The sequence below is a fragment of the Lentzea sp. NPDC020367 genome (assembly GCF_044387305.1).
Classification (GTDB): Bacteria; Actinomycetota; Actinomycetes; order Mycobacteriales; family Pseudonocardiaceae; genus Lentzea.
This window is the reverse complement of record NZ_JBIRVV010000020.1, coordinates 1-26,099: the sequence shown is the minus strand read 5'-3', so window position 1 is coordinate 26,099 and position 26,099 is coordinate 1. Positions and strand designations below refer to the sequence as shown.

30 protein-coding genes are annotated in these 26,099 nt (G+C 68.4%); 12 read left to right on the top strand and 18 right to left on the bottom strand.

The window, feature by feature from the left end; all coding sequences use genetic code 11:
• Positions 1 to 16: 16 nt before the first annotated feature.
• Positions 17 to 523 (bottom strand): acetolactate synthase small subunit, encoded by a 507-nt coding sequence (gene ilvN, locus ACH413_RS42925; RefSeq protein ID WP_030479767.1) that lies wholly within the window; start codon positions 521 to 523, stop codon positions 17 to 19.
• Positions 523 to 2,355, bottom strand: a complete 1,833-nt coding sequence (locus ACH413_RS42920; protein WP_360049108.1) for an acetolactate synthase large subunit — start codon at positions 2,353 to 2,355, stop codon at positions 523 to 525. Before ACH413_RS42920 ends, ilvN begins: the two co-directional genes overlap by 1 nt.
• A gap of 232 nt (positions 2,356 to 2,587) precedes the next feature.
• Here ACH413_RS42920 and ACH413_RS42915 point away from each other — a divergent pair, with 232 nt between their 5' ends.
• From ACH413_RS42915 to ilvD, 3 genes are all read left to right on the top strand, one after another.
• Positions 2,588 to 3,025 (top strand): PH domain-containing protein, encoded by a 438-nt coding sequence (locus ACH413_RS42915; RefSeq protein ID WP_360049106.1) that lies wholly within the window; start codon positions 2,588 to 2,590, stop codon positions 3,023 to 3,025.
• The gene (locus ACH413_RS42910; RefSeq protein ID WP_360049104.1) at positions 3,022 to 3,447 is read left to right on the top strand and encodes a vitamin K epoxide reductase family protein; all 426 of its coding nucleotides are present in this window, start codon (positions 3,022 to 3,024) and stop codon (positions 3,445 to 3,447) included. The genes ACH413_RS42915 and ACH413_RS42910 overlap by 4 nt, the downstream gene beginning before the upstream one ends.
• 77 nt (positions 3,448 to 3,524) lie before the next feature.
• Positions 3,525 to 5,369: a dihydroxy-acid dehydratase gene (gene ilvD, locus ACH413_RS42905; protein ID WP_360049103.1), complete on the top strand. Its 1,845-nt coding sequence runs from the start codon at positions 3,525 to 3,527 to the stop codon at positions 5,367 to 5,369.
• A 29-nt stretch (positions 5,370 to 5,398) separates the two neighbouring features.
• Here ilvD and ACH413_RS42900 read toward each other — a convergent pair whose 3' ends face one another.
• The 4 genes from ACH413_RS42900 to ACH413_RS42885 all read right to left on the bottom strand — a co-directional run bounded on the left by ACH413_RS42900 (position 5,399) and on the right by ACH413_RS42885 (position 8,542).
• Positions 5,399 to 6,451, bottom strand: a complete 1,053-nt coding sequence (locus tag ACH413_RS42900; RefSeq protein WP_360049101.1) for a hypothetical protein — start codon at positions 6,449 to 6,451, stop codon at positions 5,399 to 5,401.
• An 84-nt stretch (positions 6,452 to 6,535) separates the two neighbouring features.
• The gene (locus tag ACH413_RS42895) at positions 6,536 to 6,778 is read right to left on the bottom strand and encodes a hypothetical protein (protein ID WP_360049100.1); all 243 of its coding nucleotides are present in this window, start codon (positions 6,776 to 6,778) and stop codon (positions 6,536 to 6,538) included.
• A gap of 10 nt (positions 6,779 to 6,788) precedes the next feature.
• The gene (locus ACH413_RS42890; RefSeq protein WP_360049098.1) at positions 6,789 to 7,517 is read right to left on the bottom strand and encodes a DoxX family protein; all 729 of its coding nucleotides are present in this window, start codon (positions 7,515 to 7,517) and stop codon (positions 6,789 to 6,791) included.
• Positions 7,518 to 7,597: 80 nt separating this feature from the next.
• Positions 7,598 to 8,542 carry a 2-hydroxyacid dehydrogenase gene (locus tag ACH413_RS42885; protein WP_360049097.1) on the bottom strand — a complete coding sequence of 315 codons (945 nt, stop codon included), beginning with the start codon at positions 8,540 to 8,542 and terminating at the stop codon, positions 7,598 to 7,600.
• On the opposite strand from ACH413_RS42885, the gene ACH413_RS42880 reads away from it, so the two are divergent.
• Both ACH413_RS42880 and ACH413_RS42875 read left to right on the top strand, forming a co-directional pair.
• Entirely contained in the window at positions 8,541 to 9,443 is a 903-nt protein-coding gene (locus ACH413_RS42880; RefSeq protein WP_360049095.1) for an alpha/beta hydrolase, read from the top strand. The genes ACH413_RS42885 and ACH413_RS42880 overlap by 2 nt on opposite strands.
• 10 nt (positions 9,444 to 9,453) lie before the next feature.
• Positions 9,454 to 10,614, top strand: coding sequence for a PQQ-dependent sugar dehydrogenase (locus ACH413_RS42875; protein WP_360049093.1), 1,161 nt, complete (start codon positions 9,454 to 9,456; stop codon positions 10,612 to 10,614).
• Here ACH413_RS42875 and ACH413_RS42870 read toward each other — a convergent pair.
• Complete coding sequence (locus ACH413_RS42870) at positions 10,604 to 11,551, bottom strand: LysR family transcriptional regulator (protein ID WP_360049091.1); 948 nt, start codon at positions 11,549 to 11,551, stop codon at positions 10,604 to 10,606. The two genes, ACH413_RS42875 and ACH413_RS42870, sit on opposite strands and share 11 nt — an antisense overlap.
• Before the next feature lie 146 nt (positions 11,552 to 11,697).
• On the opposite strand from ACH413_RS42870, the gene ACH413_RS42865 reads away from it, so the two are divergent.
• Genes ACH413_RS42865 through ACH413_RS42855 form a run of 3 tightly spaced genes read left to right on the top strand, consistent with a single transcriptional unit; the run spans position 11,698 to position 12,946 of the window.
• The gene (locus ACH413_RS42865) at positions 11,698 to 12,222 is read left to right on the top strand and encodes a hypothetical protein (protein ID WP_360049089.1); all 525 of its coding nucleotides are present in this window, start codon (positions 11,698 to 11,700) and stop codon (positions 12,220 to 12,222) included.
• Positions 12,219 to 12,587, top strand: a complete 369-nt coding sequence (locus tag ACH413_RS42860; protein ID WP_360049087.1) for an SgcJ/EcaC family oxidoreductase — start codon at positions 12,219 to 12,221, stop codon at positions 12,585 to 12,587. Before ACH413_RS42865 ends, ACH413_RS42860 begins: the two co-directional genes overlap by 4 nt.
• Entirely contained in the window at positions 12,584 to 12,946 is a 363-nt protein-coding gene (locus tag ACH413_RS42855; protein WP_360049085.1) for a VOC family protein, read from the top strand. The genes ACH413_RS42860 and ACH413_RS42855 overlap by 4 nt, the downstream gene beginning before the upstream one ends.
• Positions 12,947 to 13,041: 95 nt before the next feature.
• Here the strand turns inward: ACH413_RS42855 and ACH413_RS42850 are convergent, their stop codons facing one another.
• From ACH413_RS42850 to gatC, 7 genes are all read right to left on the bottom strand, one after another.
• Positions 13,042 to 15,543, bottom strand: a complete 2,502-nt coding sequence (locus ACH413_RS42850) for a M14 family zinc carboxypeptidase (protein WP_360049084.1) — start codon at positions 15,541 to 15,543, stop codon at positions 13,042 to 13,044.
• Positions 15,544 to 15,753: 210 nt separating this feature from the next.
• Positions 15,754 to 18,288: a CHAT domain-containing protein gene (locus ACH413_RS42845; RefSeq protein ID WP_360049083.1), complete on the bottom strand. Its 2,535-nt coding sequence runs from the start codon at positions 18,286 to 18,288 to the stop codon at positions 15,754 to 15,756.
• A 120-nt stretch (positions 18,289 to 18,408) separates the two neighbouring features.
• Positions 18,409 to 18,609: a hypothetical protein gene (locus ACH413_RS42840; RefSeq protein WP_360049082.1), complete on the bottom strand. Its 201-nt coding sequence runs from the start codon at positions 18,607 to 18,609 to the stop codon at positions 18,409 to 18,411.
• Positions 18,610 to 18,815: 206 nt separating this feature from the next.
• Complete coding sequence (gene gatB, locus ACH413_RS42835; protein ID WP_360049081.1) at positions 18,816 to 20,318, bottom strand: Asp-tRNA(Asn)/Glu-tRNA(Gln) amidotransferase subunit GatB; 1,503 nt, start codon at positions 20,316 to 20,318, stop codon at positions 18,816 to 18,818.
• Complete coding sequence (locus ACH413_RS42830) at positions 20,315 to 20,512, bottom strand: hypothetical protein (protein ID WP_319977675.1); 198 nt, start codon at positions 20,510 to 20,512, stop codon at positions 20,315 to 20,317. Before ACH413_RS42830 ends, gatB begins: the two co-directional genes overlap by 4 nt.
• Complete coding sequence (gatA, locus tag ACH413_RS42825; protein WP_360049080.1) at positions 20,509 to 21,993, bottom strand: Asp-tRNA(Asn)/Glu-tRNA(Gln) amidotransferase subunit GatA; 1,485 nt, start codon at positions 21,991 to 21,993, stop codon at positions 20,509 to 20,511. The genes ACH413_RS42830 and gatA overlap by 4 nt, the downstream gene beginning before the upstream one ends.
• On the bottom strand, positions 21,990 to 22,289 hold the full coding sequence (gatC, locus tag ACH413_RS42820) for an Asp-tRNA(Asn)/Glu-tRNA(Gln) amidotransferase subunit GatC (RefSeq protein WP_030467875.1): 300 nt from the start codon (positions 22,287 to 22,289) through the stop codon (positions 21,990 to 21,992). Before gatC ends, gatA begins: the two co-directional genes overlap by 4 nt.
• A gap of 230 nt (positions 22,290 to 22,519) precedes the next feature.
• Between gatC and ACH413_RS42815 the strand changes: the two genes are divergently transcribed.
• Positions 22,520 to 23,173, top strand: a complete 654-nt coding sequence (locus ACH413_RS42815; protein WP_177320452.1) for an ACT domain-containing protein — start codon at positions 22,520 to 22,522, stop codon at positions 23,171 to 23,173.
• Here the strand turns inward: ACH413_RS42815 and ACH413_RS42810 are convergent.
• The gene (locus ACH413_RS42810; protein WP_360049079.1) at positions 23,170 to 23,853 is read right to left on the bottom strand and encodes a 3-keto-5-aminohexanoate cleavage protein; all 684 of its coding nucleotides are present in this window, start codon (positions 23,851 to 23,853) and stop codon (positions 23,170 to 23,172) included. The two genes, ACH413_RS42815 and ACH413_RS42810, sit on opposite strands and share 4 nt — an antisense overlap.
• Positions 23,854 to 23,913: 60 nt before the next feature.
• On the opposite strand from ACH413_RS42810, the gene ACH413_RS42805 reads away from it, so the two are divergent.
• On the top strand, positions 23,914 to 24,036 hold the full coding sequence (locus ACH413_RS42805; RefSeq protein WP_360049078.1) for a hypothetical protein: 123 nt from the start codon (positions 23,914 to 23,916) through the stop codon (positions 24,034 to 24,036).
• Positions 24,037 to 24,108: 72 nt separating this feature from the next.
• On the top strand, positions 24,109 to 24,333 hold the full coding sequence (locus ACH413_RS42800; protein WP_360049077.1) for a hypothetical protein: 225 nt from the start codon (positions 24,109 to 24,111) through the stop codon (positions 24,331 to 24,333).
• Here ACH413_RS42800 and ACH413_RS42795 read toward each other — a convergent pair.
• Positions 24,330 to 24,764, bottom strand: coding sequence for a GNAT family N-acetyltransferase (locus tag ACH413_RS42795; RefSeq protein ID WP_360049076.1), 435 nt, complete (start codon positions 24,762 to 24,764; stop codon positions 24,330 to 24,332). The genes ACH413_RS42800 and ACH413_RS42795 overlap by 4 nt on opposite strands.
• Positions 24,765 to 24,802: 38 nt before the next feature.
• Here ACH413_RS42795 and ACH413_RS42790 point away from each other — a divergent pair, with 38 nt between their 5' ends.
• Positions 24,803 to 25,219, top strand: a complete 417-nt coding sequence (locus ACH413_RS42790; protein ID WP_360049075.1) for a hypothetical protein — start codon at positions 24,803 to 24,805, stop codon at positions 25,217 to 25,219.
• Here ACH413_RS42790 and ACH413_RS42785 read toward each other — a convergent pair.
• The gene (locus ACH413_RS42785) at positions 25,208 to 25,399 is read right to left on the bottom strand and encodes a hypothetical protein (protein WP_360049073.1); all 192 of its coding nucleotides are present in this window, start codon (positions 25,397 to 25,399) and stop codon (positions 25,208 to 25,210) included. The genes ACH413_RS42790 and ACH413_RS42785 overlap by 12 nt on opposite strands.
• Positions 25,400 to 25,433: 34 nt before the next feature.
• A complete protein-coding gene (locus ACH413_RS42780; RefSeq protein WP_360049072.1) occupies positions 25,434 to 25,739 on the bottom strand; it encodes a hypothetical protein in 306 nt (101 codons plus the stop codon).
• Positions 25,740 to 26,099 lie beyond the last annotated feature (360 nt).

The following is a 26,099-nucleotide window of genomic DNA, read 5'->3' as shown; positions in this document are numbered from 1 at the left end:
CCCTACTTTCTAGTTTCTATCGAACCGCGGTGGCGGTGATGGAACGAGCGCCACGGCCGATGGCGACCATGCCGGACTGGACGATCTCGCGAAGCCCGTAGGGCTCCAGCATGCGCAGCAACGCGTCGAGTTTTTCAGACGTGCCGGTGGCCTCGATGGTGACGGCCTCCGGGGAGACGTCGACGACCTTCGCGCGGAAGAGCTGAACGGTCTCGAGGACCTGCGACCGCACTGTCGCGTCCGCGCGAACCTTGATCAACACCAGCTGTCGCTGAACGGAAGCGCTCGGCTCCAGCTCCACGATCTTGATGACGTTGATGAGCTTGTTGAGCTGCTTGGTCACCTGCTCCAGCGGCAGCTCGTCGACCGACACCACGATCGTCATGCGCGAGATGTCGGGGTACTCGGTGCGGCCGACCGCGAGCGACTCGATGTTGAAGCCGCGGCGGGAGAACAGGCCGGCGACGCGTGCGAGCACACCGGGCTTGTCCTCGACCAAAACGCTCAGCGTGTGCCTGGTCATCACAGGTCCTCATCGAACAGGGGGCGGATGCCGCGGGCGGCCATGATCTCGGAGTTGCCGGTGCCCGCCGCGACCATGGGCCACACCTGGGCGTCCTTGCCGACGACGAAGTCGACGACGACCGGGCGGTCGTTGATCTCCAACGCCTTTCCGATCACCTCGTCCACCTCCTCGCGCGACTCGGCGCGCAGGCCCGCACAACCGAGGGCTTCCGCCAGAAGCTTGAAGTCTGGGATGCGGTGCTTGTGCGTCCCCAGATCCGTGTTGGAGTACCGCTCGCCGTAGAACAGCGTCTGCCACTGGCGGACCATGCCCAGGTTGCCGTTGTTGATCACGGCGATCTTCACCGGCAGGCCCTCGATGGCGCAGGTGGCGAGCTCCTGGTTGGTCATCTGGAAGCAGCCGTCGCCGTCGATGGCCCACACCGTGCGGCCCGGCTCACCGGCCTTGATGCCCATCGCGGCGGGAACGGCGAAGCCCATCGTGCCGAGGCCGCCGGAGTTGATCCACGTGCGCGGGTGCTCGTACTTGACGAACTGCGCGGCCCACATCTGGTGCTGGCCGACGCCCGCCGTGTAGATCGTGTCGGCCGGCGAGAGCTTGCCGATCCGCTCGATGACGTACTGCGGCGACAGCGTGCCGTCCTCCGGCCAGTCGTAGCCCAGGGGGAACGTCTCGCGGATCGAGTTCAGCGTCGCCCACCACGGCGCGAGGTCGACCTTCGTCGCGGTCTCGCGCTCGGTGCGCAGCGCGTCGATCAGCTCGGTGATGATCTCCTTGCAGTCGCCCACGATCGGGACGTCCGCGCGGCGGTTCTTGGAGATCTCGGCCGGGTCGATGTCCGCGTGGATGATCTTCGCGTCCGGCGCGAACGAGTTCAGCTGGCCGGTGACGCGGTCGTCGAAGCGGGCGCCCAGCGCGATCAGCAGGTCCGACTTCTGCATCGCCGCGACGGCCGCGACGGTGCCGTGCATGCCGGGCATGCCCATGTGCTGCTCGTGCGAGTCCGGGAACGCGCCGCGCGCCATCAGGGTCGTGACGACCGGGATGCCGCTCTCCTCGGCGAGGCGCAGCAGTTCGGCGTGTGCGTCGGCCTTGATGACACCGCCGCCGACGTACAGAACGGGCTTGTGGGCGGCCACGATCAGCTTGGCGGCTTCGCGGACCTGCTTGCCGTGCGGCCGGGTCGTCGGCCGGTAACCGGGCAGGCGCATCTCGGGCGGCCACGAGAAGCTGGTCTGCTCCTGCAGCACGTCCTTCGGGATGTCGACGAGGACCGGGCCGGGTCGGCCGGTCGACGCGATGTGGAACGCCTCCGCGATCGCCCGCGGGATGTCCGCCGGGTCGGTCACGAGGACGTTGTGCTTGGTGATCGGCATCGTGATGCCGCAGATGTCCGCCTCCTGGAAGGCGTCCGTGCCGATGAGCGGCCGCGACTGCTGGCCGGTGATCGCGACGATGGGGACGGAGTCCATGTTCGCGTCCGCGATGGGGGTGACGAGGTTGGTCGCACCCGGTCCCGAGGTCGCCATGCAGACCCCGACCTTGCCGGTGGCCTGCGCGTATCCGGTCGCCGCGTGCCCTGCGCCCTGCTCGTGGCGGACGAGGATGTGCCGGACCTTCGTGGAGTCGAGCAGCGGGTCGTACGCGGGAAGGATCGTCCCGCCGGGAATGCCGAACACCACTTCACACCCGACCGCCTCAAGCGAGCGGACGAGGGACTGGGCCCCGGTCACTCGAATCGGCGCGCCGGTGGGCGGAGCCGGTTTGGGCCGCGGACCTGGACGTGGCGACGAGGGCTCGGAAGCCTGTCGCGATGGTGCGCTGGTCATTGGTTTGCCTCGTGGGTATCGGGGTCCGGACACGAAAAAACCCTCGACAACCCGAAGTTGGGTCGTGCGAGGGTCGCGCGTCGACGCAGGCTGTTCGGCTCAGGCGTCGACGCGCCTGAGAAGTACGAGAACGAGCGTGCGCTGCATGAAGCGGACGTTATCGCCTGGCGCAAGAGTGCGTCAACTCTGCGAGATGGAATTCCCGGATCGTGGACGTGGAACAATCGTCCGAGTGAAGAAGCTGGTCTTTCGCATCCCGGCAACGGCCCTGCTCGCAGCGGGTTTGATCGCCATCTGCGTCACCCCTGTGGCGTGGCTCGCTCCGGGACTGCAAGCGCTCTACGTTCTCCCGCTCGGCTACGCGTACTGGGTCGTCCGCAACCGCACGACGGTCACCGAGGACGAGCTCGTCGCCCGCGGCGTGTTCGGCACGACGACGCTGAAGTGGTCCGAGGTGAAGTCGATCCGGCTGGTCCAGAAGGGCTGGCTGCGGGCGGTCAAGGAGGACGCGTCCGAGGTGACGCTGCCCGCGGTGCGGTTCATGCACCTGCCGGCGCTGTCGCTGGTCAGCGGTGGCCGCGTGCCCGACCCGACGGTCAAGGAAGAAGTCGTCGAGGAGGAAGTGGCTCCCGAGGAAGTCGCGGATGAGGTCGTAGAGTCGGAGAAGTGATCAAACGAGTTCCGCTGCTGAGCCTGCTGCTGTCCGTCGCGGGCCTGCTGACCTCGGCTTATCTGACGTACACGCACTTCAACGCGAACGCGCTGCTGTGCTCGGCGGACGCGGTCATCGACTGCGAGACCGTGACCACGAGCGAGCAGTCCGAGCTCCTGGGCATCCCCGTGGCGTTCCTCGGCCTGGCCTTCTTCGCGTTCCTGACCGTGATCTGCCTCCCGTTCGCGTGGCGGATCGACGCACTGAAATGGATGCGTCTCGGGGCGGTCGGCGCAGGCGTGCTGATGGTCGTCTACCTGGTGGCGGCCGAGTTCCTGATCATCGGCAAGATCTGCCTGTGGTGCACCGTCGTGCACGTGATCACGCTCGCACTGGCCGCTCTGCTGGTCTCGGCGAGTCTGCGCACAAGTAACCTTTGAGGCACCGCTCCCAGACTGATGGACGCCTCACCCCCGCGTCCCGCGCGCCTTTTTCTTGAACTGAATCTGGAGGAGCAGTGCCTCAGCTCCGCTCTCGCACCACCACGCACGGTCGCAACGCCGCAGGAGCCCGCGCCCTCTGGCGCGCGACCGGCATGACCGACAGCGACTTCGGCAAGCCGATCATCGCGATCGCCAACTCCTACACGCAGTTCGTGCCGGGCCACGTGCACCTGCGCGATCTCGGGGACATCGTGGCCGAGGCGGTGCGCGAGGCGGGCGGTGTCGCACGCGAGTTCCACACCATCGCCGTCGACGACGGCATCGCCATGGGGCACAGCGGGATGCTCTACTCGCTGCCCAGCCGCGAGATCATCGCCGACTCCGTCGAGTACATGGTCAACGCCCACCAGGCCGACGCGATCGTCTGCATCTCCAACTGCGACAAGATCACGCCCGGCATGCTCAACGCGGCGATGCGGCTCAACATCCCCGTCGTGTTCGTGTCCGGCGGCCCGATGGAGGCCGGCAAGGCCGTCGTCGTCGAGGGCGTCGCCGTCGCGCCGACGGACCTGATCACCGCGATCTCCGCGTCCGCCTCCCCCGCCGTGAGCGAGGACGGGCTGTCCGAGGTCGAGCGCTCCGCGTGCCCGACCTGCGGTTCGTGCTCCGGCATGTTCACCGCGAACTCCATGAACTGCCTCACCGAGGCCCTCGGCCTGTCGCTGCCGGGCAACGGTTCGACGCTGGCCACGCACGCCGCGCGCCGCGAGCTGTTCTCCGAGGCCGGTCGCGTGGTCGTGGAGCTGTGCCGTCGCTGGTACGGCGAGGACGACGAGACGGCGCTGCCGCGGACGATCGCGAACCGCAAGGCGTTCGAGAACGCGATGGCGCTCGACATGGCCATGGGCGGCTCGACGAACACCGTGCTGCACATCCTCGCCGCCGCGCAGGAGGGCGAGATCGACTTCACGCTGCAGGACATCGACGACCTGTCCCGCCGCGTGCCGTGCCTGTCGAAGGTGTCACCGAACTCCGACTACCACATGGAGGACGTGCACCGGGCGGGCGGAATCCCCGCGCTGCTGGGCGAGCTCTACCGCGCCGGCCTGCTGAACGACGACGTCACGTCGGTGCACACGCCGACGCTCGCGGAGTGGCTCGGCAAGTGGGACATCCGCGCGGAGAACCCGTCCGCGGAGGCTTTGGAACTGTTCCACGCCGCTCCCGGCGGCGTCCGCACGACCGAGGCGTTCTCGACGTCGAACCGCTGGTCCTCTTTGGACACCGACGCGGCCGGCGGCTGCATCCGGGACGACGAGCACGCCTACACCCGTGACGGCGGCCTGAACGTGCTGCGCGGCAACCTGGCCGAGCGCGGCGCGATCATCAAGTCCGCGGGCATCGACGAGGAGCTGTGGCACTTCGAGGGCCCGGCACGCGTCGTCGAGTCCCAGGAGCAGGCCGTCTCGGCGATCCTGAACAAGGAGATCCAGCCGGGCGAGGTCCTGGTCGTGCGCTACGAGGGCCCCTCCGGCGGCCCCGGCATGCAGGAGATGCTGCACCCGACGGCGTTCCTCAAGGGTTCCGGCCTGGGCAAGAAGTGCGCGCTGATCACGGACGGCCGGTTCTCCGGCGGTTCGTCGGGCCTGTCGATCGGCCACATCTCGCCGGAGGCGGCGGGCGGCGGCACGATCGGTCTCGTCCAGAACGGCGACCGGATCCTGATCGACGTGCACGAGCGGCGCCTCGAACTGCTGGTGGACGCCGACGTGCTGGCCGAGCGCCGCGCCAAGATGGAGGCCTCCGAGCGTCCGTGGCAGCCGGTGGACCGGATCCGTCCGGTGACGGCGGCGCTGCGGGCCTACGCGCGGATGGCGACCGACGCGTCGACCGGTGCCGTGCGCAACCCGGACCTCTAAAGAACGCCTGTGCTGCCCTGACTTCCGGGTCAGGGCAGCACGGTGAAGATCCCGCGCGCCCACTGGCCGCCGTCCTGGCACTGCCCGACCACGTCGTAGTCGTTCGGCCCGGCGCCCTGCGGAATCGTGAACTGCGCGTCGAACGTGCCGTCCGCCTTGATCGACGCGGTGGTGTTGAGCCCCATCGCGCTGATGCTCACGTTCACCGAGCCGCTGCCGTAGTCGGGACATCCGTCGTAGTTGGTGCCGCGCACACTGAGCACCTGACCTGATCGCAGCTTGTTCGGGCTCGCCGTGACGACGAGCGGCGGGGACACGGTGAAGGTCGCCTGCCCGGTCAGAGCCGCGTCGTCGGTGCACTGCCCGGAGAGCTGGTGGTCGCCGGTCGACGAGTTCTCGGGCACCGTGACCCGCACACCGAACCTGCCGTCCTGCTCGATCGGCACGGCGGACTCGACGACACCGCCGTCCCACAGGACGTTGACCGTGCGACGTCCAGGACAAGCGTTGTAACCCGTTCCGTAGAAGTTCACCGACGTGCCTGGAAGTCCGCGAGTCTGGGACATCGTCGCCGCCAGCGGGGACGCGGGTCCCGGCGTCTTCGCCGCCGGCGAGGTGGACGTCCTGGGCGGCAGGGTGAGTGGCGACGAAGGCACGAGAGGCGGCGGCAACAGCTGTGCGTTGCTGCCCGTCGGCACACCAGACTCACTGCTCGGTGACTGCGGTGCGACGGCGGCCGGCTTCGTGCCGTCCGGTCCCCGCCCGGGATCGCGGCCGGGCAGGAGCGTGAACAGGCCGGCGCTCCCGGCCGTGACCAGCACCGCGACGACCACGATCGTCGTCTTCCTCTTGTTGTTCTTGCGCGACTCGCGGAGAACCTCGCGCAGCAGCTCGGTGAACTCCGCGTCCTTCGCGGCGCGCGCGGCCAGCTCGTCCGGACCCGCGTCCTCGCCCACGATCTCGACGAGTCGCCGCAGCCGAGGCGGCACCGGTCCGTCCTTCGCCTCCGCGATGAGTCTGACGACCTCGCCCAGTTCGACCGGGCGTGTCACCTCGATCTTTATGTCGCCGTCCGTCGCCACGGAATCCCCTCGCCTTGCCGTCTTTCACCGAGATGTCGGCGTTCACGACGGGCGGCTTGAAGGAGAAAACGTGCCAATACAAAGTCAAACGGCGAACGACAACGCCAGGCAGGCGCCGAAGACCAGCCAGCCCGTCAGCGGACCGCTGACGGGCTGGTTCGTTCTCTTGACCAGGACACCGCTGACGATGAGGCCCGCGAGCAGCCCCAGCGGCGGTAGCAGGGATTTAGCGGTGAGACCGAACGGGAACGCCACCAGGTAGACGACCGGAATCCCGATCACCAGCAGGGCGATCTGGAGCACAGCTCCCGTCAGGTTCTTCCGCACAGGGCTGTTCTTACCGGAAGACGAAGAACGTGACCGCCGCGCCACCCGCTCCGAGCAGGAGTGCGATGAAACCGGCCGCCAGCGGGTGGCGGAACCAGCTGCGGTTGTAGTCGAGCGCGGCCCGGCCGGGTCCGGCGAACAGTGCCGCGAACGCCATGCCCGCGAGCGCCAGTTCGAGCTCCACGCCGTTGGGGCCGAAGAAGCCGCCCTTGTACTGGAGCGCGATGACGTTGGCCATCACCGCGAGCAGGCCCGCCGCGGCAAGCGGCGTGAAGAGGCCGAGCACGAGCAGGCCACCGCCGGCCAGTTCGGTGACGCCGGTGACCCAGGCGAGGACCACGGACTCGCGGTAGCCCATCTTCTCCAGCGACTGCGCGAAGCCGTTGATGCCGGGGCCGCCGAAGAGCCCGAAGACCTTCTGCAGGCCGTGCAGCACGAAGATGCCGCCGAGCACCGCGCGCAGGCCGAGCAGGCCGATGTCGGGTCCGGCCGTCCAGCCGAACTTCTTGCGGTCGTCGCCGAAGATGTCGTCGTCCCGGTCGTCCACAGTGGACGTCTCCAGCGGCGTGTAGCCCGAGTTGTCGAACGCCTTCGTCGACGAGTCGTACGACTGGACGGTGTCTCCGTCGACTCTGGCCGTCCCGTCGTCGAAGTGGTGCACTCCCCCTCCGCTGCTCGAATAGAACGAGTCGTCGGAGAAAGCGCTCGAACTCGTCGAGCCTTTGTCGTGAGTAGCCACGCCCGCACGCTAGGAGACCTCGTGCGGGCGCGCGAGAGCCGAACGGCAGCTCAGGTTCACCCGGACGGACTAGTGCACTCCTAGTACAAGCCGTTCACGAGGTTGCGAGGGCGCTCTCCTGCACCGTACCTGGAGATTTCCGAGGCGGCGATCGCGTAGGCGCGTTGTGCATGCCCCGTGCAGGATCCGGCCACGTGCGGGGTCAGCAGCAGGCCCGGTGCGGTCCACAGTGGATGATCGGCCGGCAGGGGTTCGGGGTCGGTCACGTCGAGGGCTGCGCGCAGTCGCCCGGAATTCAGTTCGGCGAGCAATGCGTCCGTGTCCACGACGGGGCCGCGCGCGCCGTTGACCAGGATCGCGTTGTCCTTCATCGCGGCCAGGAACTTGGCGTCGACGAGGTGGCGGGTCTCCTCGGTCATCGGCGTGAAGATCACGACCGCGTCGAACTCCGGCAGCAACGACGGCAGCTCGTCCTGACCGTGCACTCCCTCGCGAGCGGTACGGCCGACCATCGTCGCCGTGGCGTCGAACGGTTCGAGCCGCTTCCGAAGCTGCTCACCCAGGTCGCCGGCGCCGACGATCAGGACCTTCTTGTCCTGCAAGGTGTCCGTGAGGTGGTAGTCCCAGCGGCCCTCGGCGCGAGCCCGTTCGAAAACGAGGAAGTCTCGGTATATCGCGAGCAACGCGCCGATGGCCCACTCCGCGGTGCTGCCGCCGTGCGCGCCCCGGCACGTGGAAAGCATCACACCTTCCGGCACCTTGCCGACGAAGTTCTCGGCGCCGGCGCTGAGCAACTGCACGAGTTTGAGGTTCGGCAACTGCGCGAACACCTCGCGCGGGTCGGTGCCCGCGAGGAACCTGGGCACCAGGACCTCGGCGTTCAGCGCGTCGGACGGCAACGGCTCCCCCGGCACGTAACGAACCGGCCGGACACCGTCCACCTGGGACAGCGCTTGAACTCCGAAATCATCTGGCACGAGCACGGTGAGCGTCACCAGAGCAAAGTACGTCAGAATGTCTGTCATGCGGGAGCACGACGTCATCGCGTGGGACGGCACGAAGATCCGAGCGTGGCAGGGACCGGGTGAGGGAACACCGGTGCTGCTGTGCCCCGGCGTGGGCTCCGGACCCGAGTCGTGGCCGTCGCTGACCGACCGCGGCGGCCTGCTCAGCTGGTACATGCGCGGCACGATGGGCTCCGACCGGCCGGTCGACGAGCGCAGCATCTCGCTGGACGACCACGTGTCGGACGCGCTCGCCGTGCTGGACGACGCGGGCATCGAACGGTGCGTCGTCATGGGCTGGTCGATGGGCGTGACGATCGCGGCCGAGCTGGCGTTGCGTCATCCGGAACGCGTGGCGGGCCTGCTGCTCGTCGCGGGCGCGCCGGGCGACTCGTTCGACGCCATGCTGCCGCTGGTCCCCAAGAACGTCCGGCGGCTCGTCGGGCTCACCAGCGCGAAGCTGCTGCAGCAGGCCGGTCCGGTGCTGGACAAGGTGCTGCACCGCCTCCCGGTGACGGACGCGACGACGTTCCTGTTGCGGCACAGCGGCGTGATCAAGCCGAGCAGCGACCCGAAGGCCGTAACGCACGCGGTGAGCCGGTTCCTGCAGCACGACTGGCGCTGGTACTTCACGCTGGCGCTCGCGCTGGGCGAGACACCGCGCCAGGACCTCGCCCCGATCGTGTGCCCCGTCACACTGCTGGCCGGTCGCGACGACCTGCTGGCGACGACGGAGAGCATGTCCGGACCCGTCGGCGCGCTGCCCCAGGCGCGGCTGCGCGTGCTTCCGTGCAGCCATTACCTGCCGCTGGAGGCGCCCGAGGTGGTGGCCGCCGAACTCGATCTCCTGCTCGACCGGGTGCGGTCGGTCGACTTCGCCACTTCCGAGGCGTTCACTTCGGGCTCACGGTCGCGCACCTAACCTGGGAGCCGTGGTTCGTTCCGTCGCGTTGCTGACCGCCGTCTGCCTGCTGGCAGGGGGCTGTGCGAGTTTTCCCGACGAGCCGGCGCCCACCCAGTGGAGCGCCCAGCCACAGCTGACCCCGCAGGCAGGCCCGAAGCCCGAGCTGCCGGGCGAGTACCGCCCGACGCCGGGCGATCCCGGCCGCAACCCGGCGCCGCAGAGCGTGCCGCCGCCGCAGGGCTGCAAGGACTACCACCCCGCCGTCGTGGCCACGTGCCTCAACACCGTCACGGGGGTCGCCCCGATCGGCGCCGACGCCCAGGGCGGCGTCGCGGCGTACGCGACCGAACGTGGCGGGCGCCTGGTCAAGGTCACCAAGGACGTCGACCCCGTCGTGATCGCCCAGCTGGAGGTCGACGCGTCGACCGACGGCGGGCTGACGGGGCTCGCGTTGTCGGCGACGTTCGCCGAGGACCAGCTCGCGTACGTCTACGTGACCACCGCGACGGACAACCGGGTGCTGCGCATCGCGCCCGGCGACACGCCCAAGCCGATCCTCACCGGCATCCCCAAGGGGCCTTCCGGCAACCGCGGTGTGCTGGCGAGCGACCGCAAGGGCGCGATCCTCGTCGCGACCGGTGACGCCGGGAACCCCGCGCTGGCCGCCGACCCGAACTCGCTGGCGGGCAAGGTGCTGCGGATCGACGGCTCCGGCCAGCCGGCCCAGGGCAACCCGACGGCCGGCAGCACGGTCGTCTCGTCCGGGCTGCGGCTGCCCGGCGGTCTGTGCGTCTCGGCCGACACCTCGAAGATCTGGGTGACGGACTGGGCCACCAGCGGCGACGTCGTCTACCGCGTCGTCCCCGGCAAGCTCGGCGAGGTCGCGTGGGCGTGGCCGGACCGGCCCGGTGTGATGGGCTGCTCGTCGTTCTCGGACCAGCTGTCCGTGGCGACGTCCAAGACGCCCGGCTACCAGTCGTTGTCGATGAACTCCGCCGGTGCCTTCACCGGGAAGCCGGAGGTCGCGATGGCGGAGGACGGCTTCGGCCTGCTCGGCCCGATGGAGATGCTGAACGAGTCGGCGTCGCTGGTCGGCACGGTCAACAAGAACGGTGGCCAGCCCGTCTCGTCGGACGACCGGGTCGTCATCATCGTGCGTCCGAACAACGGCGGCGGCACTAAGGACTGAGGGCGAACGCCTCTCCTCCCGCACGCCACCAGCGCGCGTAGACCTCGCTCTCCTCGACCAGCTTCAGATATCCCGTGGCGACCTGTTCGCACAGGTCGTCGATCTCCTCGGCGACCGGCGCGTCCGTGCGCCAGGCCAGCACGACCTCGCGCACCAGCGGGTTCCCGGTGATCGGCAGGCGGGCAACGCCGGGCGGGGTGCCGCCGACCGGGTAGAGCGGGCACACCGCGCCGGACTCCCTGATCAGCGTCAGCACGACGTGCGCCTCGCTGCTGAAGTGCGCGATCCGTTGCTCGAACCCGACGGCCGCGCACTCACGGGCGAAGTGGGCGTTCATGCCGCTGTCGTCGGGCTCGGGCATGACCCACTTGTCGTCGGCCAGCGCCTCGAGTCCGATCTCGGCTTCCTGTGCCCGGGGATGCTGTTCGGGCACGCCGGCGAACAGCGGTTCGCGGGTGAGCAGGCGGTGTCCGACGTTCGGCGGCAGCGTCAACGGGGTACCGGGAAATTGACGCATCACCGCGATGTCGAGTTCGCCGGTGGTGAGCAACGCGGTGAGCGTGCCCGTCTCCTTGATGGTGCGGCTGGTGACGTTGTCCTTTAACGCGCCGACGAGTAGTCCGAAGTGATAGGCGGGGATTCCCGCGAGCCTGGTGGGGGCGCTGGAGCTTTGCGTGTTACGGCGCGTTACGCGTTCGAGCGTGACGAGCTGAGTGAGCATCGAGCGCGCCTCCTGCACGAAATCCTGGCCGGTCGGCGTGAGCTTGACGCCATCGGCCGTGCGCAGGAACAACGTGCCGCCCAGGTGGTCCTCGATGCGTTTGAGCTGCGTCGTCACCGCGGGCTGGGTGAGGTGCAGGCGGGCGGCGGCCTTGCGCAGGCTGCCGCAGTCGGCGATCGCCACGACCAGTTCGAGATGCCGCACTTCCAGACGCATGCGCCCGATGTTATCGCTCAATGTAATAGGGCCAATACCCTTCGCTATCTCGCGTGAGACGTGACGGTCTCGATACGTTCGGTCACGTGATGGAATTGGCCGAGCGCCCGACGCGCACCGACGCGGTGCTGTTTTCGGATCGCGCTGTGAAAACGTTTTTGGAGGCCGCGTCCGCCGAATACTCGTTCATCACCGAGGATGAGCCGAGACCGTGTTTCGCGGTGCTGCTCGGCCGGTCCGCCGGCACCGAGGCCGTGGTGTCGGAGGTGGCGTTCGGCCGCAACGCGCGGCTGACGGACCCCTCGGCACGCGAGGAGTTCGCGTCGACGATCGTGCCGCGGTTCGGCACGGCGTACGAGAACCCGGTGCGCGCCTGGTGGCTGGATCCGGCCGACCTGCTGACGATCACGCGCGCGGCGGACGCCAGGGACCTGGACGTGCTCGGCTCGATCCACCTGCACCCGGACTGGCACCGGCTCGGGCCCGAGTGCGAGCGGAACAAGCCGTTGAGCGACAGCCCGACGCCGATGGACGAGCACATGTTCCGCAACAGCGGGTGGCCCGTGAACGTCGTCTGTTACCTCGAACGCCGCCATGGCGGTCTCTACTACTCGCTTGCCGCATGGGACTCCGAGTGCCTGCGCCTGCCGTTGAGGACGAACCACTCATGACCGAACAGATCTACTCGTTGTGGCAACGCATGGAGCAGGGCTGGGCCGTCGGTGACGGCGCCGCGTTCGCGTCCGTCTTCGCCGAGGACGTCGACTTCGTGACCGTGCGCGGTGAGGAGCTGTTCGGGCGGCGCGCGGTGGCTCTGGGGCACTCCCAGCTCTTCGCGGGGCCGTACCGCGACACCAAGCTGACCGCGGAGATCAGCCTGATCAGGCCGTTGACCGACACGGTCTCGGTCGTGCACGTCACGTCGTCCATCGCCCCGGCGGGCATCACCACCCACGCGCAGGCCGTCGTCGTGCGGCGCGAGGACGGGTGGGAGATCGCCGCGTTCCACAACATGATCCCGAAGGGACTGTCATGACCAGGCCACGGTTGCGGCACATCGCGTTCGTCGTGCAGGACGCGAAGGAGATGGCCGACTTCTACACGTCGAAGTTCGGGATGTCGTTGTTCCACACGGATCCCGACGGCAGCCACTTCGTCACCGACGGGTACCTCAACCTGGCGTTGATCCAGCAGCGGCTCGACGGCGACGTGCCGACCGGCTTCAACCACTTCGGGTTCCAGGTCGAGGACGTGGCTCCGTTCCTGGAGACGCTGGAACCGCGGCCTGCTCTGCGGGGCGGGGACCGGCCGTTCGCGGAGTACCGGGCGATCGACCCCGAGGGCAACTGGTTCGACCTGTCGGCGCACGGCTTCCTGCCGCCCGGGGTGTCCTGACCAGGGGTTTCCGAGATCGCTCACCGGGAACCCTCATGTGGGGTACAGCGAGTGGGGCGGGGAGGTCTTGTCGGGGCTCCCCGCCCCGTTCTCCGCTAGCGCGTGCCCGTCCAGAAGAGGGCCCGCGCGACCTGGGCGTACAGGCCCTTCGGGTGGTTGCGGAACATCGGTTCGGTGCCGAAGAGGACGACCTTCGCCCCGTTGGCCGCCGTGCCCGACACGACTGCCGCCTGACCCGCCGCCGCGTCCTGGCCGCCGGTGCCGTTGTCGCGTGCGTGCCAGTGGCCCGAGGCGATCACCGTGCTGCCGTAGCGCTGTTCGACCGTCACGCCCGTGCCGAGGTTCGTGAACCACTGCGGTGCGTAGACGAACGAGTGCGGCAACGCGTTGGTGCCGATCGGACCCGTGCCGTTGACGACGTTCACCACGCCGTTGGCGTCCTCCCAACCGGCGGTGGGCGTGGCCTGCAGGAGCTTGGCGTCGGTGTTGAACCTGCTGCCCGTCGCGCCGCGCGTGACAACACCACCGCGCTTGAGGAACTCGTCCAGTGAGGCCTTGGCTGTGGGGTTGAGCTGCGTGTAGTTCAAGCCCGCGCCCACGTACAGCGCGTCGATCCGCGACCAGTCGAAGCCCGCGTTCAGCACCGCTGTGGAGATCGTGCGGACGTCGAACCCGGACTCGCGCAGCACCTGCAGTTCGTCGGCGGACACGGCGGCCGCGATCACCTTGCGCTGCAACGCCTGACCACCTGGCTTGGCGGTCGTGAAGCGCACGCCGTAGCGGTCGGCGACCTCCTTCGCGGCGGCCCTTTCGTTCGCCGGGACGACGATCGTGCCGTCGTCCTGGCGGCGCAGGCCGAGACCGCGCGACAGCAGGTCGTTGACGGCGCTGACGTCCTTCTGGTCGGTCAGCGCGAGGGCGAGGTCGGCACCCGGTGCGGCGTCGACGTTCCCGGTCGGCGCGGCGGCCACGACCGGCTTGCCGTCGAAGCGGAACTGGCCGTCCTTGAAGATCTCGACCGACGCGCCCCAGAGCAGGCGGTGGCTCCAGCCGGAGATGTCGTACATGACCGGCGCCTTGTCGGAGATGTCGCTGCCCTGCTCCAGCATCACGTTCGCGAGGCCGCGCTTGGGCTGGTGCATGTCCACGACGTACGACCCGGCCGGATAACGCTTACCGCCCAGGGTGAAGGGCTTTTCCGCCCGTTCGACCCGCACGTCGTGCCGGACCAGCTGGTCGACGAGCCGGGCGGCGGCGGGTGCCGACCGTTCCGCGGTGATCACGTAGGCGCGCGGGAACTCCGTGCTGAAGCGGTCTTCCGGCCCGAAGCCGGGCACGAAGCCGTCCGGGATGTAGCGCTGCTTCTCACCGGCCGCGCCGCGGCGGAACATCTCCGTCTGGTTCGCGATCAGGCCGCGCCGGTTGTCGTCCACGTAGTCGAGCGTGGTCTTGATGGTGGCCTCGACGACGTCGGTGTTGATCTTCGAACGCCGTTGCAACTCCGTCGCGGGCAGGGTCTCGTAGGCCTGCCGGTTGACCTGCTGCGGGATCTCGATCGTGTACGAGACGGCACCGTGGTACATCGAGTACTGCGCGGTGTAGATGGGCGCCCAGCCGTCCCACTCGCCGACCGGGTAGTCGCGGAACGGGATCTCCGGCTTAGCCGTCTCGGGATGCCCGAGCGCCTGCACGGCCTTCTCCATCTGCAGGCCGCCCGCGTAACCGTGCTTGATGTACAGGTCGAAGTCGTAGTTCTGGCCGTGCGGCGGCGTGGTCGGCTCGATCAGCGTGTTCGTCACGTAACCGTGCTCGTCCAGCATCATCAACGGCTGGGTGCGCTCCACCATGTCCTGCATGGCCCGGTTCTCGGGCTGGGAGCTCGTGACGAAGTCGCGGTTGAGGTCGAACCCGGCGTTGTTCACGCGCGTGCCGGCGACGCGGCCGTCCGGGTTCGCCGTGAGGTTGAAGTAGACCCTGCTGCGCTGCAACAGGTTCCTGGTCTCGGCGTCGTTGCTCGTGGCGAGGTGCTCGATGACGCGCAGCGCGCCGTCCGTGCCCTCCCACTCGTCGCCGTGGATGTTGTTGTTGATCCAGATCGGCGCCTTGTACAGCCCCGCAGGAACGTTGCGACCCTCTTCGATGGTGGCGCGGAACCGTTCCTGGATCCGGGTCTCCGTCGCGCTCTCCGGCGCGGTCAGCGTGACCAGGTACAGGTCGCGCCCGAGCCCCGACTGGCCGACGACCTCGACGGAGATCCTGTTGCTCTTCTGCTGCAACGCGTTCAGCTTCGGCGCGAGCGAGTGGTACGGCGCGAGGCCGAGCTTGATGGACTTGTCGGCCGTGTTCTCCGGATACGTCCGCAGCTTCGTCCGGCGCGGATAACCCTGGTGTCTGTCGGCCTGGTTCTCCCCCTGAGCCAGCACGGACCGCGCTTGGAAAGCGTTGTCCAGAGTGGCGATCTCGTTGCGCTCAGGCCCGTTGCCCGGTTCTCGATCGTTGACCGAAGGTGTTGGTGCAGTCGGTTGCGCTGTTCCGGTTGCGGGCGCGGCCACCACCGCGGTCACCGCCAGGAGAACAGCGAGCAGAGTTCTGCGCATGCGGTCGTTTCTCGCACAACGGCCCGCGTATCGACTAGAGCCGATAGGCGGGCCGTTGTATCCCCTCGGTCAAGACCTGTGCCGTCGAGAGTGGCACAGCTCCAGACGTGCGGCGAGAAAAGTTCACCAACCTCACCGGCCAGATGGGGCACAAATAACCGCTGACCAGCGCGTTCATTTCACCGAACGACGCACAACCACTCGAACGGCCTAGCCAGAACCCAGACAGAGGAACGGCCGCCGGAACGGGTCCTTCGCCATCGCCTCGGCCAACGCCACCGCAGGCGCGGCCCCGGCGACCAACGCCCGGTGGTAGTCGGCCATCGCCGCCGCGCTCACCTCGTCCCCGACCTTGCTGGCCGCGGCGATCACCGTGCGGGTACCGCCCGCCAGCATCGCCCCCGCAAAGCCGAGCGCCTCGTCCCCCGGCCGGATCCGGTTCAACGCCAGCGAGCACGCGGCCAGCACGACGTGCGCCGGAGGCGTCCGGAGCCGGCCGAGTTCGTGCGCGAACAACGGGCCGTCCGCCAGTTCGAGCCGCGAGAACAACGCGTTCTCGTTCTCGTGCTCACCATGCGCCGCGACGTGCACGAGGTCTGCGCCGTCGAGGTGCGCGAGAACCTCCGCCGCGGTCGCGTCCTCCCCCGACAGCACGGTCGCCTTGTCGTGGTGCGCCACCAGACGGTCCAACTCCCCGTTCCCGAGCTGCAGACTGGGCCCGCGCACCAGCAACACCTTGTCGGTCTTGGATCTGTCGGACTGTGCCGCCGTCAGCCAGGTCGTGGCACTGGGGGCCGTGACGACGGGCCTGCCGTGCAGACTCGGAATCACACCCCACGGCACCGCGTAGAGCGTGCCCGTCGGCACCACGACCAGCTCGCGTTCGCCGATGAGGCGGACCAACGGCTTGATCAACATGGCGTCGAGGGCATCTGCCTGCTTGCGCGCGGAAGCCCCGATCACCTGTGCCAGAGGCGGCGGCAGGTAGTCCGGCGCCAGCGCGTTGAGGTCGAAGTGCAGCTTCTGCGCGCTCTCCAGGGCTTCCTTGGCGGCGCCGAGCCGGACCATCCGAACCTGGCCGCCCGCGATGACGACGGCGACCATCCCGCCGCCCGACACCACGAAGCTCACCATCGCCCGCTCGCCCAGTTCGGCGATGACCTCACCGAGGCTCGCCATCGGCCGAGGCCTGCCCCAGTGCTGGGCGTTCCACCCCAGCCTGTTCGCTTCCCGCTGGGCCTTCGCGAGTTGCGACCGCAACTCCGCCGTCGGCCGTCCGTCAAGACCCGCCCGCATCAGATCGCGACCGAGGCCTCGGACCTCGGCGATCCGGGCAGCCAGTTCGGAGTTGTCGACGTGCTCCAGCGGTTCGTAGCGATAAGCCTGTGCCCTGGTGCGTTCGAGCCAGACGAACAACTGCCGCGCGTCGTCGCTCTCCAGCACCAAGCGAATCGCCAGCTCCCCGAGCTCACGTCCGTGCACTGCGGCCGCGGACACGAGTTCCAGGCCACCGAGCTGATCCCGCACTTGTCCCAGTTCCTCGAGACCTTTGCGCGTGTGCAGCAGGGCGGAACGGCGATTCCCCTTGGCCAGCGCCAGTTCAGCCAGGACGAGACGGCGCTGCATCCGGTGATCGATCGGGGTGACAGCACGAGGGCCGGGCAACTGCCGCAGCAACGCCTCACCCTCGGCGAGCCTGCGGCGGCGAACCTCGAGGCGTGCGGCCATGAGCTTCGCGAGCCGGGCCTCGTCGACGAGGTGGTTGGCAGCGAGCTGGTCCGACAACGCCAGAGCCTTCTGGACGAGTGCGTTGGTCACGCGTTTGGCGTGCATGGCGTGCGCCCAGAGTTCGATCAGCGCGGCCATCATCCACCAGGTGCTGCCGCGCTTCTCCAGCTTGTGCTGAGATCGCCTCGCCATCCGCCTGGCGAGATCGAACTGCCCGTCCAGCAACGCGGCCGAGGCTCGGAACATCTCGACCTCGGCGACGTCCTGGCGCCGCTTCTCCTTGCGCATCACGGGGAGCGCTTCGTCGAGGTGCCTACCGGCCTCGTCGGACAGTCCGACCATGAGCATCAGCTCTGCCCTGTCGAGTTGCACCCCCGTGAGCAACGAGGTCTGCCCATGAGCGCGGAGGAAGCGTTCCGCCTCCTCGTACCTTCGCAACGCCTCGGCCAGGTCACCGCTTTGCTTGTAGGTGTTCGCCAACGCGTGCAGCGAGTACGGGTAAAGATCGTCGAGCTGGTACTCACGGGCCAGAGAACTCGCCCGCTCCAGATCGGCGATTGCGGTTTCGCGTCGGCGAACCGCCCCGTTGGCGAATGCGCGTGCGATGAGGGACGACGCGAGTCGCCACACGAGCTCGGAAGCGATCTCCGCAGATTCGTCGAGCATCTCCTGCTCGACGAAGGAGATCAGCGGGCCGAACCATCGCACGGCCTGTTCCGGTTGTCCCAGCCGAAGCACGATCATGCCCTGACTGTGGTCGATGCATCCGTTGAGCAGATTGCGAAGCTTCAGATCATTCAGAAGATCGGCTTCACGACGAGCGGCGTCGAACGTCTCGACCGCGACCGTCATGCCGCTCGTCTCACCGAGGCTGCGCCCCAGGTTGTAGAGAACCCGCACCCGCAGCTCTGTCCGTTCGGGACTGTCAGGTGCGCGGTCGGCGTGCACGAGGGCACGGTTGAACAATCGAATCGCGGCGGGAGCCCTATAGCTCTCCTGCTGTGCGAATCCGTTCATGTACAACTCGCGCGCTCTGTCCAGGGCACGAGCGGGCATGTGATCATCACACCACATGCCCCAGAACGGCGCTGTCCGCCAACCAGGCCAAGGCCGGTCGACGGACAACGCGGAGGGTGACTAGCCCACCTTTTCCGTGGTGGCGACGTTGTCCGGGTGGTTCGGGCAGTCCGCCTTGTGCGTCCACGCGACCAAAGGCTGGCCGGGAGGCTGGCCGCAGCACTGCGTCTCCAACGGCGGGTCTTCCGGCTCCGGGGTCTTGTCCTTGCGGTCGTCCCCGTCCAACAGGTCCTTGACCTTGTCGACGATGTTTGTGAACAAACCTTCGTGCTGGCCACTCATGAGGTTTCCCCCCTCGTTTGGACTATTTACTTCTCATCCCCCCAGATGAGTTGCAGCAAGAGAGTGGCACACACGGCTACACACATACGTCTCATTTAGCTAACAGCCACTCAGTCGGCCTAAGATCACAAAGGGCCACCTGCACGAACAGGTGACCCTTTGTGATTTTTATGGCGAATGTGTATCTACGAGCAGCGTGCGAGCACGATCTCGCGCACGCGGGCCGCGTCGGCCTGGCCCTTGGTGGCCTTCATGACCGCGCCGACGATGGCGCCGGCGGCCTGGACCTTGCCGTCGCGGATCTTCTGCGCGATGTCCGGCTGGGCGGCCAGAGCCTCGTCGACGGCCTTCTCCAGCGCCGAGTCGTCCGAGACGACCTTGAGGCCGCGCTTCTCGATGACGTCTTCCGGGGAGCCTTCGCCCTCCAGGACGCCGTTGACGACCTCGCGGGCGAGCTTGTTGGTCAGCGTGCCCGCGTTCACCAGCTCGATCACCTTCGCGACCTGGGCCGGGGTGATGGCGAGGTCGGTGACCTCGACGCCCTTCGAGTTGGCCTGCTGCGCGAGGTACGACACCCACCAGGAGCGGGCCTCGTCCGGCTTCGCGCCCGCCTCGACCGTCGCGATGATGACGTCCAGCGCGTTGGCGTTGACCAGGTCGCGCAGGACCTCGTCGGTGAGGTTCCAGTCCTTCTGGATGCGCGCGCGGCGTTCCCAGGGGAGCTCGGGCAGGGTGAGGCGCAGTTCCTCGACCCACTCGCGCGACGGCGCGATCGGGACCAGGTCGGGCTCCGGGAAGTAGCGGTAGTCCTCCGCCGTCTCCTTCTTGCGGCCCGGTGACGTGGTGCCCGAGGACTCGTCGAAGTGACGGGTCTCCTGGGTGACCTCGCCGCCGGACTCCAGCACCGCGGCCTGACGCGTCATCTCGAAGCGGACAGCGCGTTCGACGCTGCGCAGCGAGTTGACGTTCTTGGTCTCGGTGCGGGTGCCCAGCGCGCCGGTGGTCTTCGGCGAGAGCGAGACGTTCGCGTCGCAGCGCAGCGAGCCCTGGTCCATGCGGACGTCGGACACGTCGAGCGCCTTGAGCAGGTCGCGCAGGGCCGTCACGTACGCACGGGCGACCTCGGGAGCGCGTTCCTTGGTGCCCGGGATCATCTTCGTGACGATCTCGATCAGCGGCACGCCGGCGCGGTTGTAGTCGAGCAGCGAGTGCTCGGCGCCGTGGATGCGACCGGTGGCGCCGCCGACGTGCAGCGACTTGCCGGTGTCCTCCTCCATGTGCGCGCGCTCGATCTCGACGCGGATGACCTCGCCGTCGTCCAGCGTCACGTCGAGCCAGCCGTTGAACGCGATCGGCTCGTCGTACTGCGACGTCTGGAAGTTCTTCGGCATGTCCGGGTAGAAGTAGTTCTTCCGCGCGAACCGGCACCACTCGGCGATCTCGCAGTTGAGCGCGAGGCCGATGCGCATCGCGGACTCGATCGCCTTCGCGTTCACCACCGGAAGCGCGCCCGGCAGGCCGAGGCAGATCGGGCAGGTGTTCGTGTTCGGCTCGCCGCCGAAGACGTTGGCGCAGCCGCAGAACATCTTCGTGTTGGTGTGCAGCTCGACGTGCACTTCCAGGCCCAGGACGGGGTCGTACTTCTCGATGACCTCGTCGTAGTCCATCAGCTCAACCAGAGAGGTCATGCCAAGTCGTCCTTCCGCAGAGCGCGCGCGGCCAGCGCCGCACCGGTGACCGCCACGGCGATGGTGGCGATCGCGTTCGCCAGCATCAGCTTGTCGTTCTTCGCACGGGCGTTCCGGAAGCCGGAGAACGCTCCCACGGCTCCCGCGACGGCACCGGCGAGACCGAGGAGACCCCGTGCCTTCTTGATGTTCACAGCGACGGACCTCCGAACGCGCCGCGCGCGGCCTCGTAGGCCGCGGCCACCCGGTACATGCGGTGGTCCTGCAGCGCCGGAGCCATGATCTGCAGGCCGACCGGCATTCCGTCCTCATCGGACAGACCGCTCGGCACGCTCATGGCGGGGGTGCCCGCGAGGTTCGCGGGAATCGTGCAGAGGTCGGCCTTGTACATGGCCATCGGGTCGTTCGCGCGCTCGCCGATCTTGAACGCCGTGGTCGGCGTGGTCGGGGAGATGAGCACGTCGAACTTCTCGAACGCCTTGGCGAAGTCCTGCGTGATCAGCGTGCGGACCTTCTGGGCCGAGCCGTAGTACGCGTCGTAGTAACCGGACGACAGCGCGTACGTGCCGATCATGATGCGGCGCTTGACCTCGGGGCCGAAGCCGGCCTCGCGGGTCAGCGACATGACCTCCTCGGTGCTGCGCGTGCCGTCGTCGCCGACGCGCAGGCCGTAGCGCATGGCGTCGAACCGGGCGAGGTTCGACGAGCACTCGCTCGGCGCGATGAGGTAGTACGCCGGCAGCGCGTAGTCGAAGCTCGGGCACGACACGTCCGCGATCTCGGCGCCGAGCTCCTTGAGCTGCGACACGGCGGCCTCGAAGCTGCGCGCCACGCCCTGCTGGTAGCCCTCGCCGCTGAACTGCGTGACGACACCGATGCGCAGGCCGGACAGATCACCGTTGAGACCCTCGCGGGCCGCGGCGACGACCGGCGGCACCGGCGCGTTGATGGACGTGGAGTCCATGTGGTCGTAGCCCGCGATGACCTCGTGCAGCAACGCGGCGTCGAGCACCGTGCGCGCGCACGGACCCGCCTGGTCCAACGAGCTGGAGAACGCGACGAGGCCGTAGCGCGACACACCGCCGTAGGTGGGCTTCACGCCCACGGTGCCGGTGACAGCGCCGGGCTGGCGGATCGAGCCACCGGTGTCGGTGCCGATCGCGAGCGGGGCCTGGAACGCCGCGAGCGACGCCGACGAGCCACCGCCGGAGCCGCCGGGGATGCGGTCGAGGTCCCACGGGTTGTGCGTGGGGCCGTACGCCGAGTTCTCGGTGGACGAACCCATGGCGAACTCGTCCATGTTCGTCTTGCCGAGGATGACGACGCCGGCTTCCTTGAGCTTGCGCGTCACCGTGGCGTCGTAGGGCGGGATCCAGCCTTCGAGGATCTTGGAACCGACCGTGGTCGGCACACCCTCGGTCGTCATGACGTCCTTGAGCGCCAACGGCACGCCGGCGAGCGGGGACACCTGCTCACCGGCCTTGACGGCCGCGTCGACCTTGCGGGCCTGCGCGAGCGCGCCCTCGGTGTCGACGTGCAGGAACGCGTGGACCTTCGCGTCGGTCTCGGCGATGCGGTCCAGGTGGGCCTGCGTGACCTCGACACTGGAGATCTCGCCGCTGTGGATCTTCGCGGCGAGTTCGGCCGCGGTGGCGTGGATCAGGTCGTTGGTCATGCTTCCTCACCCAGGATGCGGGGCACGCGGAACCGGCCGTCCTCGGCCTCAGGAGCGCCGGAGAGCGCCTGCTGCTGACCGAGGCTCGGACGGACCACGTCCTCGCGGAAGACGTTGGTCAGCGGAACGGCGTGCGACGTCGGCGGGATGTCGGCCGTGGCGATGTCGCCAACCGAGGCCACCGACTGGAGGATCACGTCGAGCTGTCCGGCGAACAAGTCGAGCTCGTCCTCGGTAACAGCCAGCCTGGCGAGCTTCGCCAGGTGCGCGACCTCGTCGCGGGAGATGCTGGGCACTCCTGTCAACCCCCGTAGGGTCGGGATACGAATCGGGAACCCCGTGAGTCTATGGGCTGGTCAGGCGCGCCTTCGAACGGGTTACCGGGTCTACCGTTGACTGGCACGTCAACTTAACCGTTCCGCAACGCGGACAGCGGGTCATGCGTTGACGATGCGTCTGCGAGAATCACCGACCGGCAACGGCGCAAGACGCGGGGTCTCGCGCACGAGCTATGGAGGCGTTCACCTTGTCGTTCCTGATCCGGGTCCAGCTCCCGGACCGTCCCGGCACCCTCGGCGCGGTCGCAACGGCTTTGGGCGAGATCGGGGCGGACATACTCAGCGTCGACGTGGTGGAACGCGGTTCCGGCATCGCCATCGACGACCTCGTCGTGGAGCTGCCGTCCGGCCGCCTGCCGGACACGCTGATCACCGCGGCGGAGTCCATCGAGGGCGTCGAGGTCGACGCGGTGCGCCCGTACGCGGGCATCCTCGACACCCACCGCGAACTCGAACTCGTCGAGGAGATCGCCGACGCCCCGCACAAGGGCCTCGAGGTCTTCACCGAGGGCGTCCCGAAGATCATCCGCGCCGGCTGGGCCGTCGTGGTAGGTCCCGAAGGCACCGGCATCAACCGGCTGACCTCGTCGTCCGCCGCTCCGGAGACCCGGATGGCGAACGTGCCGTGGTTCCCGCTGGAGCGCGCGACCGTGCTCGACGGCGAGGAGGACTGGGTACCGGAGACCTGGCGCGAGCTGGGCACCGAACTGGCCGCGACGCCGCTGGGCAAGCCGGACCGCGTGCTCGTCGTGGGACGTCCGGGCGGCCCGATGTTCCGCGCGGCCGAGGTGGCCCGTCTGGCGCACCTGGCCGGCATCGTCGCGGTGGTGCTCCCCGACTAGCTCGGGGCCCTGGACCTCTGCCGCCTGCGGGCCATGGCGATCAGCTCGGCGTTGTTCTTGGCTTGGCGACCGTCCGGCATCTTCAGCGTGTCCTCCAGACCCATGCGCACGTGGTGCTCGAGGAGCGCGCCGTAGTCGAGGACGGACCAAGCCTCGGCGTCGCGGCCGTGCACCAGAACCGGCAGGCCGAGCGATTCCACTTGGGCGAGCAGGCTTTCCGCCGTGTCACGCGTCGCGCTGACCGTGATCCGGCTGACGCCTTCCGGCAGGTCTTGCAGGTCTGCCAGGCTTCCGACGACGAGCTCGACCTGAACGTTGACCCGGTGCAGCGCCTGCGCGAGATCCCGCCAGCCGGGCTGGTCCACGTGCACGCTCGCGATGTCCGGCCGCCCCGCCGCGAGCGGCGCCCAGCTGCCGATCAACGTGGCCTGGTTGCCGGGCACGTTCGTGGACACGCTGATCTCGATGCCCGGCACGGCGGCACGGACGGTGGCGATCGTCGTCGCCACCTCGGGCCCCACGAGCGTGAGCGCGCCGATGACGTCTCTCGGATGGATGTGCACCGACGTGACGCCGAGCGCGGCGACGTCGGCCGCGTCCTCGGCGAGGCGTTCGGGGGACAACGGCAGGGCCGGGTGCTCCTCGGCTGTGCGGGAGCCGTTCAGGCAGGCTTGCAGCACACCTCATACGGTCCCACACAATCCTTCTGGCGGCGTTGCTCCAAGGGTTACCGTGAGGACATGCGACTGGCCCTGGTGATCGCCCAAGGGAACGAGCTGGCGGTGGGCGATCTGGCGCTCGGGGTGGCCGGGTTGCTGGCGGTGGCCGGTGTCATCGTGGTCGCGCTCAAGCGGAAGCGATGACTCGCACTGCGGAATACCGGATCTGACTCCAGAATCTGCCGTGATCGCCCCACCTCTGGAGGTATGAAGATCATGGCCATCACCGTGAACCTCGACTCGCTCCTCGACAAGGCGTACGAGGACAAGCCGCTCACCGACATCCTGGACGCCCCGGTCGACGCGCTGCAGGGCGTGAGCCCCGGCGACGCGGAGAAGCTCAAGGCCGCGTTCAACATCAAGACCGTGCGTGACCTGGGCACCAACAAGTACTTCCGCGCGGCCGTGACGTTGCTCGACCTGGAGGCCACGGCTCGTTAGAGCACGATGCGGTAGTGGACGAACGGCGTCTTCTCCGCGACCTGGTCGTAGAGCTTGCGGGCGGTCTCGTTCCACTCGCTGGTGTGCCAGTAGACGCGGGCGCAATTCTGCTCTTTCGCCCATGCCGTCACCGCCTCGATGAGCGCGCGGCCGACGCCCCGGCCGCGCGCCCCTGGGGCGGTGAAGAGGTCCTGCAGGTAGCAGACGTCCGGGCCGGACGTGCTGGGGTGCTTGAAGAAGTGCGTGATGCCGACGACCTTGTCGTCGTCGCGGGCGCATAGGGCGTGGATGTTTTCGTTGGCTTGGAAGGCTTGCCACTTCTCGTCGTACGTTTCCGCTGGCAGCGTGCGTTCGTAGAACGTGTTGTAGCCCTCGAAGAGCTCCTGCCACGTGGCGCGGTCCGCGGGTTCGAGTGGGCCGATCGCGATCATGTTGATCCTTTCTGTGGTCACCCGGTTGGATGACCCTCGTGTCGACGACCCTCACCACCGAGCTGCTGCTGCACCGCGCGGGCACCAAGTCGTACTGGCGCGGCCTGACCTACCGCGAGTCGGTGCTGTCCCTGCGGGTGCACAGCCGGCACGTGGCGGCGCGGGTGCGAGGCGGTGACGACTCGGCGTACGCGGTGGAGCTGTCGTGGTCGGGGACGCATCTGATGGGGGCGTGCACCTGTCCGCACGGATCTGAGGGGTTCTTCTGCAAGCACTGCGTGGCTGTCGGGCTGGTGCTGCTGGACCGGGGTGAGACGGTGCCGCCACCGGACGCCGAGGACGTGGAGCTCAAGGACGTGCTGAGATCGCTGCCCGCCGAGGTCCTGCGGGAGCTGTTGTACGAGCAGGCGGCGGGCGACCCCCAGCTGCGGTCGCGGATCATCTCAGCACTCTGACGGCCGCTGGGTTTCCGGCAGCAGCGCACAGTGCTTGTAGTGGCCGAGTGCGACGTCGGCGAGCACCCAGCCCTCGCCCGTGCGACGGAAGGTGAGCAGGTGGGGCAGGCCGTAGCCGGTGAACGGCACGGTGCCAGCCTCGGCGAAGTACAGCTCGGCATGTTCGTAGACGTGTGCCACGACTGTCCGGCCAGTCTGGTCGACGTCCCACCGTTCAGCGCGCGTCTCGACCACCGCAGCCCGGTAGCGCGTGCGGGCCGACGCCCTGGCCGCTTCGAGCTTCGTCTCGTGCACGGCCAGTCTCGTGGCCAGCTCCGGGGTGACCGGGACGCCGAAGCCCGGCGTCTGCGACGCCGAAGCCCGGCGTCTGCGGCCCGGTGGTGACCTTCTGCGCCCTGGCGTGCAGGTAGCGCTGGGCGATGCCGAGGAGCTCGCCCTGGTCGGCCTCCGCCAACGCGACCGGCGTGGCCGAGGCACCCAGCAGCGCCGCAGCCACGAGCAGGACAGCCGTTGTTCTCACCAGCGAACCCCATTCGCGTGCTTTCGCAGGGGTACCCCCTGACTGGGAACCCCTACATCTCAACGTACTCAGGGGGTCTGACAGTCCAGGGACACCAGGAACACCAAGTCACACCAACCAAGCGCGAAGCCGAAGGCAAGCCGTCCTCACCGCGAGGCCGAAGGCGAGCCGTCCTTACCAAACGGGCTGGGCGGTGGGGTCCCGTCACGAGTCGCGCCATAGCTCTTGCTGCACCTGAGGAGGGGTGTCAACTCGACACGCTTTTCGTCGAGTTGACACCCCTCCTCAGGTGTGGGCCGCGCGTGGGGGGGCGCGGGTCGGGGCCCCCCCCCCCACCCAACCCACAAAACCACACGCACC

Excerpts from the sequence above, each read along its gene's own strand:
- ACH413_RS42885 (WP_360049097.1), bottom strand. The coding sequence starts at position 8,542 with ATGACAGACATTCTGACGTACTTTGCTCTGGTGACGCTCACCGTGCTC.
- ACH413_RS42880 (WP_360049095.1), top strand. The coding sequence starts at position 8,541 with ATGCGGGAGCACGACGTCATCGCGTGGGACGGCACGAAGATCCGAGCG.
- ACH413_RS42850 (WP_360049084.1), bottom strand. The coding sequence starts at position 15,543 with ATGCGCAGAACTCTGCTCGCTGTTCTCCTGGCGGTGACCGCGGTGGTG.
- ACH413_RS42855 (WP_360049085.1), top strand. The coding sequence starts at position 12,584 with ATGACCAGGCCACGGTTGCGGCACATCGCGTTCGTCGTGCAGGACGCG.
- ilvN (WP_030479767.1), bottom strand. The coding sequence starts at position 523 with ATGACCAGGCACACGCTGAGCGTTTTGGTCGAGGACAAGCCCGGTGTG.
- gatA (WP_360049080.1), bottom strand. The coding sequence starts at position 21,993 with ATGACCAACGACCTGATCCACGCCACCGCGGCCGAACTCGCCGCGAAG.
- ACH413_RS42805 (WP_360049078.1), top strand. The coding sequence starts at position 23,914 with ATGCGACTGGCCCTGGTGATCGCCCAAGGGAACGAGCTGGCGGTGGGC.
- gatB (WP_360049081.1), bottom strand. The coding sequence starts at position 20,318 with ATGACCTCTCTGGTTGAGCTGATGGACTACGACGAGGTCATCGAGAAG.
- ACH413_RS42920 (WP_360049108.1), bottom strand. The coding sequence starts at position 2,355 with ATGACCAGCGCACCATCGCGACAGGCTTCCGAGCCCTCGTCGCCACGT.
- ACH413_RS42845 (WP_360049083.1), bottom strand. The coding sequence starts at position 18,288 with ATGAACGGATTCGCACAGCAGGAGAGCTATAGGGCTCCCGCCGCGATT.
- ACH413_RS42870 (WP_360049091.1), bottom strand. The coding sequence starts at position 11,551 with ATGCGTCTGGAAGTGCGGCATCTCGAACTGGTCGTGGCGATCGCCGAC.
- ACH413_RS42800 (WP_360049077.1), top strand. The coding sequence starts at position 24,109 with ATGGCCATCACCGTGAACCTCGACTCGCTCCTCGACAAGGCGTACGAG.
- ACH413_RS42860 (WP_360049087.1), top strand. The coding sequence starts at position 12,219 with ATGACCGAACAGATCTACTCGTTGTGGCAACGCATGGAGCAGGGCTGG.
- ACH413_RS42795 (WP_360049076.1), bottom strand. The coding sequence starts at position 24,764 with ATGATCGCGATCGGCCCACTCGAACCCGCGGACCGCGCCACGTGGCAG.